General features: G+C 70.8%; 10 protein-coding genes. 3 read left to right on the top strand and 7 right to left on the bottom strand.

All coding sequences use genetic code 11. The features are described from left to right. Positions 1-82 precede the first annotated feature (82 nt). Positions 83-2,809, bottom strand: coding sequence for an exo-rhamnogalacturonan lyase family protein (locus AC07NX_RS02505; RefSeq protein WP_494638813.1), 2,727 nt, complete (start codon positions 2,807-2,809; stop codon positions 83-85). Positions 2,810-2,930: 121 nt separating this feature from the next. Here AC07NX_RS02505 and AC07NX_RS02500 point away from each other — a divergent pair, with 121 nt between their 5' ends. After that, a complete protein-coding gene (locus AC07NX_RS02500) occupies positions 2,931-4,175 on the top strand; it encodes an SGNH/GDSL hydrolase family protein (protein WP_494638811.1) in 1,245 nt (414 codons plus the stop codon). 136 nt (positions 4,176-4,311) lie between these two features. Here the strand turns inward: AC07NX_RS02500 and galA are convergent, their stop codons facing one another. The 6 genes from galA to AC07NX_RS02470 form a co-directional block, all read right to left on the bottom strand. Next, the gene (galA, locus tag AC07NX_RS02495; protein ID WP_494638809.1) at positions 4,312-6,837 is read right to left on the bottom strand and encodes a beta-galactosidase GalA; all 2,526 of its coding nucleotides are present in this window, start codon (positions 6,835-6,837) and stop codon (positions 4,312-4,314) included. Between the two features lie 84 nt (positions 6,838-6,921). Beyond that, the gene (locus AC07NX_RS02490; RefSeq protein ID WP_494638807.1) at positions 6,922-9,897 is read right to left on the bottom strand and encodes a TonB-dependent receptor; all 2,976 of its coding nucleotides are present in this window, start codon (positions 9,895-9,897) and stop codon (positions 6,922-6,924) included. Positions 9,898-10,030: 133 nt separating this feature from the next. Beyond that, entirely contained in the window at positions 10,031-11,032 is a 1,002-nt protein-coding gene (locus AC07NX_RS02485) for a FecR family protein (protein WP_494638805.1), read from the bottom strand. A 9-nt stretch (positions 11,033-11,041) separates the two neighbouring features. Continuing rightward, the gene (locus AC07NX_RS02480; RefSeq protein ID WP_494638803.1) at positions 11,042-11,596 is read right to left on the bottom strand and encodes an RNA polymerase sigma factor; all 555 of its coding nucleotides are present in this window, start codon (positions 11,594-11,596) and stop codon (positions 11,042-11,044) included. A 124-nt stretch (positions 11,597-11,720) separates the two neighbouring features. After that, positions 11,721-13,094 (bottom strand): glycoside hydrolase family 53 protein, encoded by a 1,374-nt coding sequence (locus AC07NX_RS02475; RefSeq protein ID WP_494638801.1) that lies wholly within the window; start codon positions 13,092-13,094, stop codon positions 11,721-11,723. Positions 13,095-13,316: 222 nt separating this feature from the next. After that, a complete protein-coding gene (locus tag AC07NX_RS02470) occupies positions 13,317-15,632 on the bottom strand; it encodes an acyl-CoA dehydrogenase (RefSeq protein ID WP_494638799.1) in 2,316 nt (771 codons plus the stop codon). Between the two features lie 173 nt (positions 15,633-15,805). On the opposite strand from AC07NX_RS02470, the gene AC07NX_RS02465 reads away from it, so the two are divergent. Both AC07NX_RS02465 and AC07NX_RS02460 read left to right on the top strand, forming a co-directional pair. Next, positions 15,806-16,387, top strand: a complete 582-nt coding sequence (locus AC07NX_RS02465; RefSeq protein WP_494638797.1) for an RNA polymerase sigma factor — start codon at positions 15,806-15,808, stop codon at positions 16,385-16,387. Then, positions 16,351-17,301: a FecR family protein gene (locus AC07NX_RS02460; RefSeq protein ID WP_494638795.1), complete on the top strand. Its 951-nt coding sequence runs from the start codon at positions 16,351-16,353 to the stop codon at positions 17,299-17,301. Before AC07NX_RS02465 ends, AC07NX_RS02460 begins: the two co-directional genes overlap by 37 nt. The last annotated feature ends 47 nt before the right edge of the window (positions 17,302-17,348 follow it).

Below are 17,348 nucleotides of genomic sequence, written 5' to 3'. Positions count from 1 at the left end.
CGGTGCGGTTGTCCTGGGTCCGGACAAGCGCTGCGCGCTTTCCGGGATGACAACTCGGAGGGGAGCTTGGGAAACGCCCCGCCTACTTCGCTTCCACCGCCTCCAGGGCGTCCGACACCAGCGCCAGGTTCATGATCGCCGCCAGGCCCCATTGCGCCGTGCCGTTGGTGGTGACCCCGGGGGCCTCGTCGATGGGGTTGAGTACGTCGGGGCCCGCGAAGGCCTTGGTGGCGGTCGACAGGTTCAGGTCCTCGACCACGCCGCGGCCGAAGAACTCCTTCCAGGCCCGCTCGGCCAAGGCCTTGTCGCCCAGCCGCGAGGCGGCGTAGGCGGTCAGGCGCGAATGGCCCTGGCGCAGGCCGTTGGCGCCCAGCGGCCGGCCGAACTGGGCGATCTGGTCCTCGCGCGAGGCGTTGTACCAGCGGCAATAGTCGACCCAGGCCTTGTCGTAGGCGGGCTCGCGGATCAGGGCCAGCATCTCGACGTGGATCTCGGGCGCGCCGAACGCCGCGTTCAGGTGCCCGACGGCCAGCTTGTCGCCCGGGCCGGAGAACGTGCCGGTCTTGACGTCGTAGGTGGCGGCCCCGGCGAACCATTGCTTCTGCAGGGCGGCGATCGACTTCATGCCGGCGACGATGCGATCGCGCCAGCGGGTGTCGCCCGTCCGCTCCCATTCGGTGAACCAGGCGCCGCACAGCGAGCTCCAGTCGGTGCCGAACGAGGCGCGGATCTCGCCCTTGGGCCAGGCGCCGTCCTCCAGCTTGCGGCCGATATTGACCCGGGTCAGGGCCTCGTCGCCGTCGACCAGGTCGCGCATCAGGTCGCCGACCCGCTCGTCGGCGGTCAGGTAGTAGTAGATGCGGCGGTAGATGGCGTTGCTGACCCGCGGCTGCTTGGAGCTGTCGCCCCAGTGCTGCACGCCGTGCCGCGTGCCCAGGCCGCGATAGGGGCCGACGTGATAGACGTCGACCTCGCCGGTGTGGCGGGTCATGGCCTCGGCCATCCGGAACACGTCGGCCCGCCCGCCGCGCAGATAGCTCAGCCACAGCCACAGATCGGTCGACAGTTCCGAATTGTCCCAGGCGAAGCCGCCGATGTCGTAGCGCCAGACGTGGCGGTCGACGTCGTAGCTGTGCATGACGTCGCCATAGTCCCAGAAGCCGTACCAGCGGCGCTGCTCGATCTGCGAGAGATAGAAGTTCAGCAACTGGTCCTGCCGGTCCTCGATCTTCGCCTTCCGCGGCGTGCTCCGGTCGGGCAGGCTCCAGGCGCCCAGCACGCTGGCGGCGTGGATCCGCTCGGGCGTCGTCATCAGGCGCGGGGGCCGGTCGTTCAGCTGGGCCATCCTCGGGAACTGGTCGCGGGCCGGGGTCGTGTCCAGGGCCCACAGCCGCAGCTCGGTGGTGCGGGCGATCCCCGTGGGCGTGCCCCAGTTCTTTTCGTAGTCCTCGTAGGTGATGTTGAGGCCCTGGGTCTCCTCGGCGTGGGTCTCCATGCCCAGGCCGTCGTGATAGAAGCGGGTGTCCATCACCGGGGCGTCGGGCGACCACAGCCAGGCGGTCAGCTGGGCGACCTCGCCCGCCGCGCCGCGGATCTCCAGGGCGGTCGGCGGCGCGCGCCAGAAGTTGCCCAGGCCGATCGCCGCCCCGCCGCCCGCGCCACCGACATAGGCCACGCCGGTGGCGCGCCGGCCGCCGTCCGAATGGATCCAGGCGTGGCCCGGCGCGGTGCGCTTGCGGATCGTGAAGCCGTCGGCCGTGGGCTGCGACAGCAGGAAGTCGCCCCAGGCCGGGATCAGGTGCAGGGCCGAGCGGACCGGCGCGGCCATCTGGTCGGCGGGCGGGACCTTGCGGCCGGCGATCTGGGCGTCGCGGAACGCCGCCCCCGGATCGCGACGCAGGCCGGTCAGCGGCTTGACCGCCTCGGCCCACAGTCCCGTATTCTGGCCTGCGTCCTGGCCGGTGAAGCGGACATGGCGATCGTAGAGTTCGTCGGCCATCGGCACGTCGGCGGTGACGCCCAGGCCGCAGACGAAGTCCTTGGCCGCGTCGCCGTCGAAGATGAAGGTGTGCATCATCCGCAGCGAGTCCGCGCCGGCATAGGCGTAGAAGCGGACGATGAACGGCGCCCAGGCGCGGTCGGCGTTCCTGTGGCGGCCCTCGACGCGGATCACGGCGCGGACGGGACCGGCCTGCTCGACCGTCACCTTGTCCAGCGCGCTCTCGAAGGTCTTGCGGCCCACCGGGGCGGTGTCGATCTCCGGCGCGTCCTGGGTCCGCAGCACCAGGCGCACGTTGCGCAGCACCTCGCGGCCGCCCCGGCTGGCCGAGGCGATCAGGGCCGAGCCGTCGCGGGGGAAGCGCCAGGCCGCCGGACCGGTCGAGACCTCGATGGCGGCCGGGCCTTCGGTCACGCGGACGCCGGGGGCGTCGGGGCCGGGCTTGCCCGGCTCGATCGTCAGGCCCTGGCCCAGGTCGCCGGCCCCGACCGCGTGGGCCGTCCACTTCAGCGAACCGTCGGGCCAGTAGGCGATCGGCCAGGTCTGCAGGGGCACGGCCGAGCCGTCGGCCGCCTTGGCGCGGAACGCCTGCTTGCGGGGATAGGCCCCCCGCGGCCAGGGTACGCCCCAGGTCTGGCCGGCGTTCAGGGGCGGCGGGGCGCCGTCGATCCATGCCGCCTGCGTCGGCGGCAGGGACTTGGCGGACACGGCCCGGGCGGGCGCGGCGGCCAGGGCCGGGCCCGCCAGGCCGGCGGCGGCGCCGGCCAGGGCCGTCCGGGTCAGCACCTCGCGTCGGGTGTGAGAGTTCATGGCGCGCTTCCTCCTGCGCGCCGCCTTCGGCGTCGCCGGCCGGATCAGCGCGATCTTGCCAGCGACGCTAATTCCATATTCTGTGACGTCAATCCATTTTGTGAGATCTTGGGAGGGTGCGATGCGGCGGATCGGAACGCGGCTTTTGGGGCTGGCGCTGTGCGTGGGGTTGGCCTGGCCCGCCGTCGCCGCCACTCCCTCGCCGCCGGCCTGGACCGGCTCGTGGGCGACGGCCCTGGTTCCCACCGACGCGGCCAACCTGCCCGCGCCGCAGGGCGAGGTCACCATCCGCCAGGTGGTGAGGCTGGGCGCCGGCGGACCGCGCCTGAGGCTGCGGCTGGCCAACACCTTCGGGACGGCGCCGCTGCGGATCGACGGCGCTCGGGTGGCGCTGTCGGCCGCGCCGGGCGGCTCGGCGATCGTGGCGGGAACCGACCGGGCGGTGACCTTCGACGGCCAGGCCGGAGTGACCCTTCCGCCCGGCGCGACCTGGCTGTCCGATCCTGTGGACCTGCCGGTCGAGGGCCTGGCGCGGCTGGCCGTCAGCCTGCGCCTGCCCGAAGCGCCCCGCCAGGCCAGCGTGCACCGCGCTGCCCGGACCACGGCCTTCGTCGTGGCCGGCGACCAGTCGGCCGCGCCGGAGCTGGCGGGCGCGGCGACCTTCACCCAGTGGGCGCAGCTGGCCGGCGTCGACGTCGAAAGGCCCGCCGGCAAGGGCATGGCGGTCGTGGCCCTGGGCGACTCGATCACCGACGGTTCGGGCGCGGGCGTCGACGTCTACGAGCGCTGGCCCGACGTGCTGGCCGCGCGGCTGCAGGCCGATCCGCGGACCAAGGGCGTCTCGGTGCTGAACGTCGGCATCGGCGGCAACAAGCTGCTCAAGGACGGCAGCGGCCAGGCGGCCCTGGCGCGCCTGGATCGCGACGTGCTGGCCCAGCCGGGGGTCAAGGCCCTGATCGTGCTGATCGGCGTCAACGACATCGGCGGCCTGTCGCGCGAGGGCGAGGTGACGCCGGAAAAGCGGACCCAGGTCGTGACCGGCCTGATCGCCGCCTACCGCCAGATCGTGACCCGGGCGCACGAGCGCGGCGTCCGGGTGATCGGGGCGACGATCCTGCCGTGCGGCGGGACCAAGATCTACCGCTCCGACGCGGACGCCGACGCCGATCGCCAGGCGGTCAACGCCTGGATCCGCGGCTCGGGCGTGTTCGACGCGGTGGTCGACTTCGACCGCGTGACCCGCGATCCGGCCCATCCGGAACGCCTGCTGCCGGCCTATGATTCCGGCGACCAGCTGCACCCCTCGCCGGCGGGCTACAAGGCGATGGGCGAGGCGGTGGCGATCGAGTCGCTGGTCAGGCGCTAGAGCTCAAGGTTGTCATCCCGGAAGCCTCGCAGAGGCTGTCCGGGACCCAGGGGACTGGGCGAAGGCCTTGCGGTTCACCTGGGTCCCGGACAAGCGCTGCGCGCTTTCCGGGATGACAACGATATTGGGGATAGCGCTAGACGCCCGCTGTCACGCTCACCGCGGCGGCCTTCAGCCCCGGCGCCGAAGCGGTCACTCGCAGCGCCCCCGCCTGGCCGCGCCGTGTGCGGACGATCGCCTGGCACAGGCCGTTGAACGCCTTCCTCCGGCTGGCCACGTCGGCCTCATGGCTGGTGGGATCGCCGTTGCCGACCCCGATCACCTCGCCGGGGCCGGACACCGTGAACGACACCAGGTCGTCGGCGCGGGGTACGGGGCGACCCTTGGCGTCCAGCACCTCGACCTTGAGGATCGCCACGTCCTGGCCGTCGGCGCGCAGGCTCGCGCGGTCGGCGGTGAGGCGCAGGGCGGCGGCCGGGCCGGCGGTTTCGCGGCGCTCGCGCAGGACGACCTTGCCGCCCTTATAGCCATGGGCCTCGATCACGCCCGGCGCATAGGGAACCGACCATTCGACGTGGTGGTTGGGGACGACATCGCGGACGCCCTGGCTCTTGCCGTTCAGGAACAGCTCGACCCGGTCGCAGTTGCTATGCGCCCAGACCGCGATCGGCTGGCCCTCGCGGCCTTCCCAGTTCCAGTGCGGCAGCAGGTGCAGCAGCGGCTCGGGCCGCCACCAGGCGCGGTAGTAGTAATAGTTGTCCTTCGGGAAGCCGCAGGTGTCCAAGGCGCCGAAGTGCGAGCTGATGCTGGGCCAGCGGTTGAACGGCGTCGGCTCGCCGCGATAGTCGAAGCCGGTCCAGATGAAGCCGCCGGCCATCCAGGGGCGGTCGGCGGCGTGGCTCCACCACTTCTCGGCCGTGGTCGCCCACCAGGGGTGCTCGGTGTCGTAGGCCGGCACGTACAGCTTGGCGTCGTCGCGGGCGTATTCGCCGCGGGTGGCCACGGTGCTGGCGCTCTCGGTGCCGATGATCGGCATGTGCGGGAACCTGGCGTGGAAGTCGTCCATCTTCTCGTGGCGATAGTTGAAGCCCTGGACGTCGATGACCGCGCTGATGCCTTCGCCAAAGCCGTTGTCCATGGCGGCGATGACCAGGCGGGTGGGGTCCAGGCGATTGACCAGCCGCTTCATCGTGGCCGCCACCTTGGCCCCGCGCGCCGTGCCCTGCTGCGGCTCCTCGTTGCCGATCGACCACAGGATCACCGACGGGTGGTTGCGGTCGCGGCGGACCAGGCGCTCCAGCTCGTCCAGCGACGCCCCGTCGCTGGACATCCGCCGGGTCTCGTCAATCACCACCAGGCCCAGGCGGTCGCAGGCGTCCAGCAGTTCCGGGGTTGGCGGGTTGTGGGCGGCGCGATAGGCGTTGCAGCCCATGCTCTTCAGCTGTTCCAGCCGCCAGACCTGCAGGGCGTCGGGGATGGCCGCCCCGACCCCGGCATGGTCCTGGTGGTTGCAGGTTCCCTTCAGCTTCACGGACTGGCCGTTGAGCAGGAAGCCCCTGTCGGCGTCGAAGGCGATGGAGCGAACGCCGAAGCGGGTGAGATGACGGTCGACGACGGCCCCGCCGACCTTGACCTCGGTGACCAGGGTGTAGAGGTGCGGGGCCTCCAGCGACCACAGCACCGGGTTGGGCAGCGACACGGTCAGCGACAGCGACTGGCGCTCCCAGGCCGGCAGCAGGCCCTCGGCCGGGGCGGGGGCCAGCACCGGCCTGCCGGCGGCGTCGAGCACGGTGTGGGCGACGGCGTAGGCGGCGCGGGCGTCGCCCTCGTTGACCAGGTCGGTGTCGATCGACAGGGTTCCGTCGACCTTGGCGCGGACGAACACGCCCCATTGCGGCACGTGGACCGGGGCGGTCTTGACCAGCCAGACGTGGCGATAGAGGCCCGCCCCCTCGTAGAACCAGCCCTCGCCCAGGCTGGCGTCGACGCGCACGACCAGGCTGTTGTCGCCGCCGACATTGGCGATGTCGGTGATGTCGACGCGGAACGGGCTGTAGCCGCTGTCCTCGCGCTCGAGGATGTAGCCGTTGACGATCACCGTGGCGTCGCGGAAGGCGCCGTCGAACTCGATCGACAGCCGCTTGCCGGCGTCGGCGGCCGGCAGGGCGAAGGTCTTGCGATACCAGCCGACGCTGGTTTCCGGGAACTCGCGACCCAGGGGCTTGTAGCCGTGGGCGGCGCGCAGGTCCTCGTCGTCGGGCTTGCCGGACGGGACATAGGCGGGGTTGTCGACGAACGGCAGCTCGACCGCCCAGTCGTGGGGCAGGGTCACCGGGGCCCAGGCGCCGGTGTCGAAGTTCGGGTCGGACAGCTGGCTGACGGCCCAGTTGGCGGCCGTGGCGCCGGCCTTGGCGAAGGTGCGCTGGTTGGCCCCGAAGCCGAAGTCGCGGGCCGGATCCTGGGCGTGGCCCAGCTTGAAGCGCCAGTCGAAGTCCAGGGACAGGCGCTCGCGCGGGGCCAGGTCGACGACGGGCAAGGGGGCGAGCGGCGGGGCGGCGGGCGCCGCGCCCTTCAGCGGGGCGGAAGCGGCGGCCCCCGCCCCGACAAGGGCGGCGACGCCGGCGGTGGCGGCCAGGGCTTGGCGGCGGCTGAAGTCGACCATGGAGTCCTCACGCGGAAGGCAAAAAAGCGGGGAGGAAGCGGTGTGCTTCCTCCCCAGTCGCAGGATCTTTGGGGAGGCGCGAGCCTAGAACTTCAGGGTCACGTCGACGAGGTAGCGGCGGCCGTAGCTGTCGTACCGCCCGATCCGGTTGGGATCGTTGTCGCGGTACATCCGCAGTTCCTCGTTGGTCAGGTTGTTGACCTGGAAGCGCACGGCGACGTGGTCGTTGAAGGTGTAGGACGAACTGAAGTCGAGGGTCTTCTCGCTCTCCAGGGTCTGCAGGTCCGAGCCGTTCCAGCCGTAGATCACGGTCATCGGCGAGTGGTATTTCCAGCCCAGCCGCGCCTCGATCGGGCCGTTGGCGTACCACAGGTCGACCGTGGCCGTGTTCTTGGCCAGGCCCGTCATCGAGAGCGGGTTGTTGACCGGCGAGAACTCCTTCAGGTCGGAGTCGACATAGGCGTAGTTCGAATAGATCCCGAACTTGCTCAGCGGGCCGGGCAGGAAGAAGAACGGGGTCTGGAAGGTCAGCTCCAGGCCCTGGATGTAGCCGCCGCCGCCGTTGGCCGGGCTGGCGACCGTATAGGTCTGGCCGCCGAAGGCCACGGGGCTCTGCTTCCAGCCGATGTAGGAGTCGACGTCCTTGTAGTAGTAGGACGCGGCGATCAGGGCCTCGGGGCGGAAGTACCACTCGGCCGAGGCGTCCAACTGCCAGGCCTCGAACGGCTTCAGCTTCGGGTTGCCGGCGCTGCCGGTCCACGGGGCCCAGTTGGCCAGGGTGCGGCTGGCGCGAAGCTCGTCCAGCGGCGGCCGGGCGATGACCTTGGCCAGGCCGAAACGCACCACCTTGCCGTCCCCGAAGTCGAACTTGGCGTTCGCCGAGGGCAGGAAGTCCGTGTAGTCGTTGTCGACCGTCACGGCGTTGAAGGCGCCGGCGGTGTCCTGCTGCATGCCGTCGCTGCTGGTCTCGGTGTGCACCACCCGGGCGCCGACATTGCCGGTCAGCCACGCGCCGCCGACGCTGTCGGCCGCGAAGTTCAGCTTGCCGTAGCCTTCGAAGACCTTCTCGTTGACGCTCCAGCGCTCGCCCAGCTCCTCGGTCGCGTTCGACAGGGCGAAGGCGTCGGGGCCGTAGGCGACCGCCGCGATCTTGTCGATGTCGCCGGTCAGCAGGGCCGGCACATCGGCGCCGTCGCCGAGCGTGTAGGCGGTCAGCAGGTTGGCGGGCACGGTCGCGCCGGTCGCGGTTGGCGCGAAGCTGTAGCTGTCATGGTCCTTGGTGCGATCCGAGGCGCGGACCCCGAACTGGAAGCTCTTGAACGGCGAGCCCTGCAGGTCGCGGGTGACGTCCAGGGCCGCGGCCTTCAGCTCGTCGTTCAGGTGCTCGGGGCCGTCGTGCGAGCCGGCCAGGTCGGCCGTCTGGCTGAGGCTCAGGCTGTCCTGGCTGGTGGTGATGGTCGGGGTCTTGCCGTCGCGCCAGTCGAAGCTGGTCCAGGTCGGCCAGGCCTCGAAGCGCACGGCCTTCCAGGTGTTGGTGCGCTTGGCCTTCGAATAGGAGGCGTCGGCGACGACGGTCCACTGGTCGCCGGTCCACTTGCCGTTCAGGCCGCCGGCGAACAGGTCCTTGTCCTCGCTGTACTTGGCCAGCACCGTCTGGACCGAGCTGAAGGGCAGGGTGGCGGCCACCACGGTGTTGTCGACCAGGGTGAAGGACGAGCCGGCGGCGTGGTAGTCGGCGTCGTTCCAGCCGGTGTTGGTGCCGTCGCCGCGGTTCCAGTTGCCCCAGTTGTTGGCGCCCCAGACGGTCTGGTCCTGGACCTCGGTGATCTTGATCTTCGAATAAAGGGCGTCGGCCTTCAGCTCGAAGTGGTCGGTGGGCTTGTACTGCAGGCCGCCCGAGACGCCGGTGCGCTTCTGGTCGATGCGGCTGGCCGACATCTGCGCGCCCCACGGCGTGTAGTCGACCACGCCGTCGCGGTTCAGGTCGCTGCTGTAGTCGCTGGCGCCCGCCGGCGGGCGGGCGTTGGAGTCGTTGTAGCCCCAGCCCGTGAACGAGCCGTAGCCGTTCTTCTGGCGCTGGCCGGTCACGCCCAGCACCACGGCCAGGTCGTCATTGATCTTGTGCACCCACGAGCCGGAGGCGCGGTAGCCGGTGGTCTTGTAGTTCGGGATGTCCTTGCCGCCGTCATAGAACACCGGGCCGGCGCGGAGCACGAACTCGGGGCCCTTGTAGTCGAGCGGGGCGATCGTATCGATGTTGATGGTCGCGGCCACGCCGCCGGCGATCAGGTCGGACGACTGCGACTTGTAGACCTGGACGCCCGAGACGACTTCCGAGGGATAGATCTCCCAGCGGACGTTGCGGTCGGGCTCGGACGAGGCGACCTCGCGGCCGTTGATCGTGCCCAGCACCAGGCGGGCGCCCAGGCCGCGCACGACGGCCTGGCTGTCGTTGCCGCGGTCGCGGGTGGCGTTGACGCCGGGCAGGCGGGCGATCGACTCGGCGATGGTGACGTCGGGCAGCACGCCGATGTCCTTGGCCGAGATGGCCTCGACCACCTTGTCGGAGCCGCGCTTGACGTCCAGGGCTTCGCGCAGGCTCTTGCGCACCCCGGTGACGACCACTTCATCGACGGCGACGCTCTCCTGCGCCGCGGTCGACGCCGGCGCCTCGGCGGCCGACCCGGCCATGGACGACGCCGGCGGCGCGCCCTCGCGGATCAGGACCACGTTGGAGGCGGTGCGCTGGTAGTTGAGGTCCGAGCCCTTGAGCAGCAGGTTCAGGGCCTCGGCGCTGGTGTAGCGGCCGCGCAGCGCCGGGCTCTTGCGTCCCTGGACGACGGCCTTGGTGAACAGCACCTGGGTGTTGGACCGGTCGCCGAACGCCTTCAGGGCCTGGTCGAGGTCCTTGGCCGGAATGTTGAATTCGTAGGTCTGGGCGACGGCGGCCTGGCCCTGGGCCAGGGCGGGCGCGGCGGTCGCCACGCCGGTCAGCAGAATGGCGCTCGCGGCGCCGGCGCACAGGCCGTGGCGGTGTCCGCGCGGACGATAGGCAGTCATCGTTTTCCCTCCCTGTCCGCGGTTCGCTCTGGCGGCCGTCTTGGCTCTTGAACCAGCGGATATGGGTTACGACGCGGTTCCTCGCGGAGCCCTCAAGAAAAAACTTCACAATGGCCGGGGTCGGGTCCGGGGATCAGCTTCGCGAGCGGATCTGGACGGTGGACTCGCCGGTCGAGACGTCGACGGGGAAATAGCTCTGCACGGCCTCGACGAAGGCTGGGGTGTCGCCGGCGTTGAAGATGCCGCTGATCTTCAGGGCCCGGGCGGGGGCGTCCTCGACGACGATCTTCACCCGCGAATAGTTGTTCACCCGGGCCACGGCGTCGGCCAGGCTTTCGTCGTCGAACACCAGCTTGCCCTCGCGCCAGGCCATGGCCCGCTCGACGTCGACGGCCTCGTGCATGAGCGGCGTGGCGTTGGCGGCGAAGACCAGCTGCTGCTGCGGCGCCAGTTCCTTCGCCGGCGGCGGCGCGCCCCCGCGGGCGGGGGCGGTCTCGGTCACCGCCACGCGGCCCTCGACCAGGGTGACGACGACGCGCGCGCCCTCGTGCTCGACGGTGAAGGCGGTGCCCAGGGCGGTCACGGTGCGCGTGCCGGCCCGCACCTTCATCGGCCGGGCCTTGTCCTTGGCCACCTCGAAATGGGCCCGGCCCTCGACCACCTCGGCCAGCCGCAGGGCGGGCGAATAGGCGACCTTGACCAGGGTGTTGGCGTCCAGGGAAACCCGGCTGCCGTCCGACAGGGTGACCGTGCGCTGCTCGCCCACCGCCGTCCGCAGGGTCTGGCGAGCGTCAGGATGCAGTCGCCGCCAGCCGTAGACCGCCAAGGGGCCTGCGGCGAGGGCGGCCAGGCCGGCGGCGACAGCACGGCGGTCGTAGCCGCGTCGCCGGCCGATTCCGCCGGCCCGGCCCAGGGCGTCGCGGCGCAGGACCAGCAGTTCCGGCGCGGCCGCCTGGTCTCCGAACAGCGCCCAGCTTTCCTGGACGGCCTCGAAGGCCTGGCGGTGTTCGGGCGCGGCGTCGCGCCAGTCCTCGAAGGCCTGGAAGATCGCGGCGTCGTCCGGGGCCTCGCCCAGGCGCATCAGCCAGCGCGCGGCCTCTTCATGAACGATGCTGTCGGACAAGGATCGGGCCACGGACCTGCTCTAGACCGCGCGAGCGCGCCTTGCCAGGTGCGCCAGCGCCTTGATCATGTACTTCTCGATCGAACTCGCCGAGACGCCGTACAGCGTCGCGATCTCGGCGTGTTTCAACCCTTCCAGTCGATGCAGGATGAACACGTCGCGCGTGCGGGCGTCCAGTTCCTCCAGGGCGGCCAGCGCGGAACGCAAGGACTGCCTGCCCTGTAAGACGCGCTCGGGCGACCGCACCTCAATAGTTTCGTCGCGGTGGGCCGTCTCGGCCAGGTGTTCGGCGTAGGTCTTGGCCCGGCGCGCCCGGTCGCGCAGCAGGTTCACCGCGGTCCGGAACAGGAAGGCCTCGGGATTGTCGATCCGCTCGCCGCCGTCGCGATCGGAGCGTTGCAGGCTGCGGACCATGCGCAGGAACACCTCCTGGGTCAGGTCCTCGGCCTCGTCGCGACGGTGGACGCGGCGTAGGAAATAGCTGGTCAGCGGCCCGCGATACCGCGCGCTGAGGCGGTCGATCTGGCCATCGTCCTGCGCCTCCATCGGATGTTGCGCCGGGTTCTCCCGCGGCATCGCCACCTCCTCGACCGGCGCGCCCCCGCGCCCGACGTTCCCCTCTTTCGACAGCCATATCGCCGTTCTGGGGGAATCTCCATTCATATTATTAAACAGACAATCGGAGGTCGAATCCGAAAGGTCAGGGTTGTTCCGGCAGGGGAACGGTCGCCGCGCGGGCGCCGATCGTCGCGGTGACCGCCGGCGCGTCGGGCGCCGCCGCGGCCGTCGCCGCCGTGGCCACGGTCACCGAGGTCCCGGGCATAAGCCGCGTGCGGTAGACGAAGGCGTCGCCCTCGCGGGTCATGGGCCTGGGGCCCGCGCCGCCCAGGAAATCGCCGTCGATGAAGGCCGTTTCCGCCGTCGCCTGGGCCTTGAACGTCACCTCGACCGGCAGGACGTAGGGGTGCTTCAGCCAGGCCTCGGCGCTGCCCAGGGTCTCGCCCTTGAAGTCGAACACCGCCGCGTTCTCCCAGTTGGAGCCCTTGCCCCAGCGGGTGCCGCAGGTTCGGGTCGAGACCCAGGCCGGCTCCCAGTAGAAGACGCCCGCGCCGCCACTGGCCAGAACAAGCTGGGTCAGGTCGACCAGGTACCGCTTCTGGCCGTCGGGCGTGGCCGGATAGCTGGCGATCAGCGAGTCCGCGCCCAGCAGGTTGGGGGAGGTGTCGGCGTTCTCGGTCGTGAACGGATAGGCCGTTTCCACCACCAGCACCTCGGCCGCGTAGGTGTTGCGCAGGCGGTTGATGGTCTGGCCCAGCTCCGCCATCGAGCGCTTGGACCACTTGCTGTAGTAGCTCAGGCCGATGATGTCATAGTCGGTGACGCCGGCCTTGGCCGCCGCCGCGAACCACGGCTCGGCGTTCTCGGGCTGGGCGATGTGCAGCATCACGCGCGGCCGGGTCCCGGTCTCGCGCCCGGCGTCGCGCACCGCCCGGATTCCGGCGTTGAACAGCAGGGCGTTGCGGTCCCAGTGGATGGGCTCCTTGGCCTTGGCCAGGCTGGAGACGATCTCGCCGTTGGTCTCGTTGCCCACCTGCACGAGGTCGGGCATCAGGCCCTCGCGGTTCAGTTCGGTCAGGGTGTCGTGGGTGAAGGCGTACAGCGCGTTGGCCTGGTCCGGCGTCGACAGCTTGGCCCAGGCCTTGGGGGCGATCTGCTTGTCGCCGTCGGCCCAGTCGTCGGAATAGTGGAAGTCCAGCAGCACCCGCAGGCCGGCGGACTTGGCGCGACGGAGGCTGCGCTTCACGTCGGCCAGGTTGGAGTACTTCGTCCAGTCCGGATCGTTCCAGATCCGGATCCGCGCCACATTGGCCCCGGCCGACTTGAAGAACCGGTACTGGTCGACCGTCTTGCCGCCCGACCTGTAGACCGCGCCGCAGTCGTCCATTTCGTTGGCGTAGGAGATGTCGACGCCGAGATAGATCGGTGGTTCGGCGGCGTGGGCCGTTGCGAGGCTGACCAGGCTGGCGACGGCGGCGGCCATCCCGGCGACGATGAAGCGACGCTTGCCCCGCATGACGTTCCTTCCGACTTGACGCGCCTCGGCGAGGCCGGCGGAAGGTGTCGGCAATTATATTATAAATCAAGCGCGGAGTTTCGAAGATCCTCCCCCTGTGGGGGAGGTGTCGGCGAAGCCGACGGAGGGGGGCGTGATCGGTAGGCGGCGAGTCCTACGATCGACGACCCTGAAGCTCCCCCCACCGATCGCTGCGCGATCGCCTCCACCACAGGGGGAGGTTCAGGTCTCCGCCCCGCTGAACGTCCGCGCCTCCGAGTCCAGGCCCTGCCGTGGCGTCAGGCCGTCGGTCCAGATCGGGCGGCCCGGCCGCGCCTCCGCCGCCACCTGGGTCGCCAGGCCGTCATGGGCGAAGTCGTCGACCGCGATCACCGCCGCCACGGCCCTGTCGGCCGCCTCGAGCGCCGCGATCTCGTCGGCGGTGACCCAGCCCTGCTCCACCCCGTCCTTCCAGTGGCGGATCTTCTGGGCGCGCAGGCGGTCGTGGATCGGCTGGGTGGCGACGACGCGCTCGAAGGCGTCGATCAGCTGCCCGACCGCCTCGTCCCGGCCGCCGACATAGACGTTCTCGATCAAACGGTCGCGGGTGGGCGAGGGGTGCAGCAGCAGCTCGGCGCAGGCGGTCGTCGTGCGGTCCGACGGACCCCGGCGGCGCGGCCCCAGCGGCAGGATCGCCGTCCGCAGCAGCCAGCCGGCCAGCACGTTGGGCAGGTTGGCGAACACCTCGTCCAGGCGCTGTTCGATCGTCGCGAAGCCCGTGTCCATGCACCATTGCAGCAGCGGGAAGTCGGCGTCCTGGCGGCCCTCGTCCTCCCAGCGCTTCAGGGCGGCCGACAGGAAATAGAGTTCGGCCAGGATGTCGCCCAGCCGGCCCGACAGCATCTCTCTCCGCTTCAGCGCCCCGCCCAGGGTCAGCAGGGCGAGGTCGGACGTCAGGGCGAAGGCGGCGCTGTAGCGGCCCATCTGTCGGTAGAACCGGGTGGCGCGGCCGGCATCCGGCGCGGGGGCGAAGGCTCCGCCGGTCCAGGATCGGCTCCAGGCGCGCAGGCCGGTGCGGATGCTGTGGGCCACATGCTTCCAGAACACTGCGTCGAACTCGGCCAGGCCCTTGGCGCGATCCTCCTCGCCGATCGCCAGGATCTCCTGCAGCAGGAACGGATGGGCCCGGATCGCGCCCTGGCCGAACACCATCAGGCTGCGGGTCAGGATATTGGCGCCCTCGACCGTGATCCCCACCGGGATGGCCCGGTATTGCGAGCCCATGTAGTTGCGTGGCCCCTCGACCACCGCCTTGCCGCCATGCACGTCCATGGCGTCGTTGACCACCACCCGCATGCGCTCGGTGGCGCCCGACTTCAGCAGGGCCGAGATCACCGACGGGTGGTGGCCCAGGTCCAGGCCCGTGCAGGTCAGGCGGCGGCCGGCGTCCAGCAGGTAGGCGTTGCCGGCGATGCGGGCCAGGCGCTCCTGCACGCCCTCGAACCTGCCGATCGGCACGTTGAACTGGCTGCGGACGCGGGCGTAGGCCCCGGTCGTCAGGGCGCTGAACGACGCCGCCGCGCCCGACAGGGCCGGCAGCGAGATGCCGCGCCCCGCCGCCAGGGCGGTCATCAGCATCTTCCAGCCCTGGCCGACGCGCTCGGCCCCGCCGATCACCATCTCCATCGGGATGAAGACGTCCCGGCCCCAGTTGGGGCCGTTCTGGAACGTCTGGAAGGCGGGCAGGTGGCGGCGGCCGATCTCGACCCCCGCCGTGTCGGTCGGGACCAGGGCGCAGGTGATGCCGATGTCCTCGACCTCGCCCAGCAGCCGGTCGGGGTCGCGCAGCTTGAAGGCCAGGCCCAGCACCGTGCAGACGGGGCCCAGGGTGATGTAGCGCTTGTGCCAGTTCAGGCGGACGCCCAGCACCTCCTGGCCCTTCCAGAGTCCCCGGCAGACCACGCCCTCGTCGACCATGGCCCCGGCGTCCGAGCCGGCCTCGGGGCTGGTCAGGCCGAAGGCGGGCACCTCGCGGCCGTCGGCCAGGCGCGGCAGCCAGTGGTCGCGCTGGGCCTGGGTTCCGAACTTCATGATCAGCTCGCCCGGCCCCAGGCTGTTGGGGACCATGGCCGTCACCGCCGCCGACACCGAGCGGGTAGCGATCTTGCGGACGATCTCGGCGTGGCCGAAGGCGGAAAAGCCCAGGCCGCCGTAGTCCTTGGGAATGATCATCCCGAAGAATTTCTGGCTCTTGAGGTAGGCCCAGGCCTCGGGCGGCAGGTCCCTGGTCTCCCAGGTCATGGTCCAGTCGTCGAGCATGGCGCACAGGACGTTCACCGGTCCGTCGAGGAAGGCCTGCTCGTCGGGGCGCAGCTTCGGCGTCGGGAAGGCCAGCAACTGGTTCCAGTCCGGATCGCCGGTGAACAGGGCCGCGTCCCACCAGGTGTCGCCGGCGTCGATCGCCTCGCGCTCGGTCTGGGACAGGGCCGGCATCACGCCGCGCGCCCACGAGAGGATCGGCCGGGTGATCAGGTCCCGGCGAAGGTCGAAGCTGGTCATGACGCCGCCTTGGTTTTCGAAGCCGGTGATCAAACGCCCCGCGACGCTGGGGGCTCCTCCATTCCCCGGCCCCATTTTCCCCGGCCGGCGACGGCCTGTCAGCAAACCGACACACGATCCGGCTAGTGCAGCGCTCCGGATCCTGGCGTGCGATGAGGGGGTGGACGTCTTCCATGGCCTGGCTGCGCGACATCGACCGCTGGTTCGCCGCCAGGGTTCTGCCCTACGCCGCCAACTACCGGGCCTACGCCCGCAAGCTGGTGGGCGACGACGGCGACGCCGAGGACCTGGTTCAGGAGGCCTACGCCAAGGTGCTGGGCGTGGCCGAGTGGCGGCGGCTGGAGGCGCCCGAGCGGTTCGTGCTGACCATCATCCGCAACCTGGCCTTCGAGCGTTTCCGCCGCGCCAAGGTGGTGGGCATCCGCCAGATCGGGGTGCTGGAGATGGACGCCCTGCCCGACCCGGCGCCGGACGCCTATGCGGTGACCAGCGCTCGCCAGGAGCTGGACCTGGTGCTGGCGGCGCTCGAGCGCCTGCCCGTCCAGTGCCGAAAAGTGCTGACCCTGCGAAAAATGCACGGCCTGTCGCCTGGACAGATAGCGGTCAGGTTGAACTTGTCCGTCTCTACAGTCGAGAAGCACCTGGCCAAGGGCCTCAAGCTCTTGACCAAGACCCTGGCCACGGGCGATGGCCGCAGTATCGGGAAACGATCGAGTTCATGGCGCGACCGGGCGATCAAGACAGAGACGCGCTGATCGCCGAGGCTTCGCTGTGGCTGGCGCGCCTCGACGCCGGCCGGGCTTCCGAACAGGACCTGGACGCCTGGCGCGAGGCCGATCCGCGCCGCGCGGCGGCCTTCGCCGAGGTGGCCAGCGCCTGGACCCGGCTGGACGCCTTGAAGGGCGCCGACGACCAGACCGTTCCCAGGCCCAGCCGCCGGACCTGGCTGGCCGGCGGCGGCGCGGCGCTGGCGGCGAGCCTGGCGGGCGGCGCCTGGCTGGGCCGCGACGTCCTGCTGCGCGACCGCGTGGCCACCGGGGTGGGCGAGCGCCGGACCCTGGCCCTGTCCGACGGCAGCTCGGTCGAGCTCAACACCGACACCGAGGTCTTCTGGCGGTTCGATCGCCAGAGCCGGCGGCTGTGGCTGTCGCGCGGCGAGGCCGCCCTGATGATCGCCCACGACAGCCTGCGCCCCTTCGAGCTGTTCACGTCCCAGGGGCTGGCCCGCCTGGCCGCCGGCCAGTTCAACGCCCGCCTGCGGCCGGCGGGCCTGGACCTGATCGTGCTGGCCGGCCGGGCGGCGGTCGAGACGGCCTCGGGCGGGGCCCAGGCCCAGGTGGTCGGGCCCGCCGACGCCCGCCAGGCGCTGGAGGTCACCCCCCGGGGCGTCGCGGTGGTCGCCACGCCCGAGGCGCAGCTCCAGAGCCTCCAGGCCTGGCGGCGCGGCGAGATCGTCTTCGAGGGGCAGGCCCTGTCGGTCGCCGTCGAGGAGTACAACCGCTACCTGATCCGCAAGCTGGTGATCGGCGACGACCGGGCCGGGGCCCTGCGCCTGGGCGGCCGCTTCCTGACCGGCGATCCCGACAGCTTCCTGGACGCCCTGCGCACGACCTTCGGCGTACGGATCGTCGAGGACGGGCCGTCGCGAATTCTTCTTAAATCTCGATAGGGGTTTCGCCCCGCTCCCCCGTCTTGCCGTTCGAGACGCCGATCGCG

Source organism: Caulobacter sp. GW821-FHT09A05, from assembly GCF_059418465.1.
This window is presented reverse-complemented; position numbering and strand designations above follow the sequence as displayed.

Coding starts and splice junctions, on each gene's coding strand:
- AC07NX_RS02505 (WP_494638813.1), bottom strand. CDS start 2,809: ATGAACTCTCACACCCGACGCGAGGTGCTGACCCGGACGGCCCTGGCC.
- AC07NX_RS02500 (WP_494638811.1), top strand. CDS start 2,931: ATGCGGCGGATCGGAACGCGGCTTTTGGGGCTGGCGCTGTGCGTGGGG.
- galA (WP_494638809.1), bottom strand. CDS start 6,837: ATGGTCGACTTCAGCCGCCGCCAAGCCCTGGCCGCCACCGCCGGCGTC.
- AC07NX_RS02490 (WP_494638807.1), bottom strand. CDS start 9,897: ATGACTGCCTATCGTCCGCGCGGACACCGCCACGGCCTGTGCGCCGGC.
- AC07NX_RS02480 (WP_494638803.1), bottom strand. CDS start 11,596: ATGCCGCGGGAGAACCCGGCGCAACATCCGATGGAGGCGCAGGACGAT.
- AC07NX_RS02475 (WP_494638801.1), bottom strand. CDS start 13,094: ATGCGGGGCAAGCGTCGCTTCATCGTCGCCGGGATGGCCGCCGCCGTC.
- AC07NX_RS02470 (WP_494638799.1), bottom strand. CDS start 15,632: ATGACCAGCTTCGACCTTCGCCGGGACCTGATCACCCGGCCGATCCTC.
- AC07NX_RS02465 (WP_494638797.1), top strand. CDS start 15,806: ATGGCCTGGCTGCGCGACATCGACCGCTGGTTCGCCGCCAGGGTTCTG.
- AC07NX_RS02460 (WP_494638795.1), top strand. CDS start 16,351: ATGGCGCGACCGGGCGATCAAGACAGAGACGCGCTGATCGCCGAGGCT.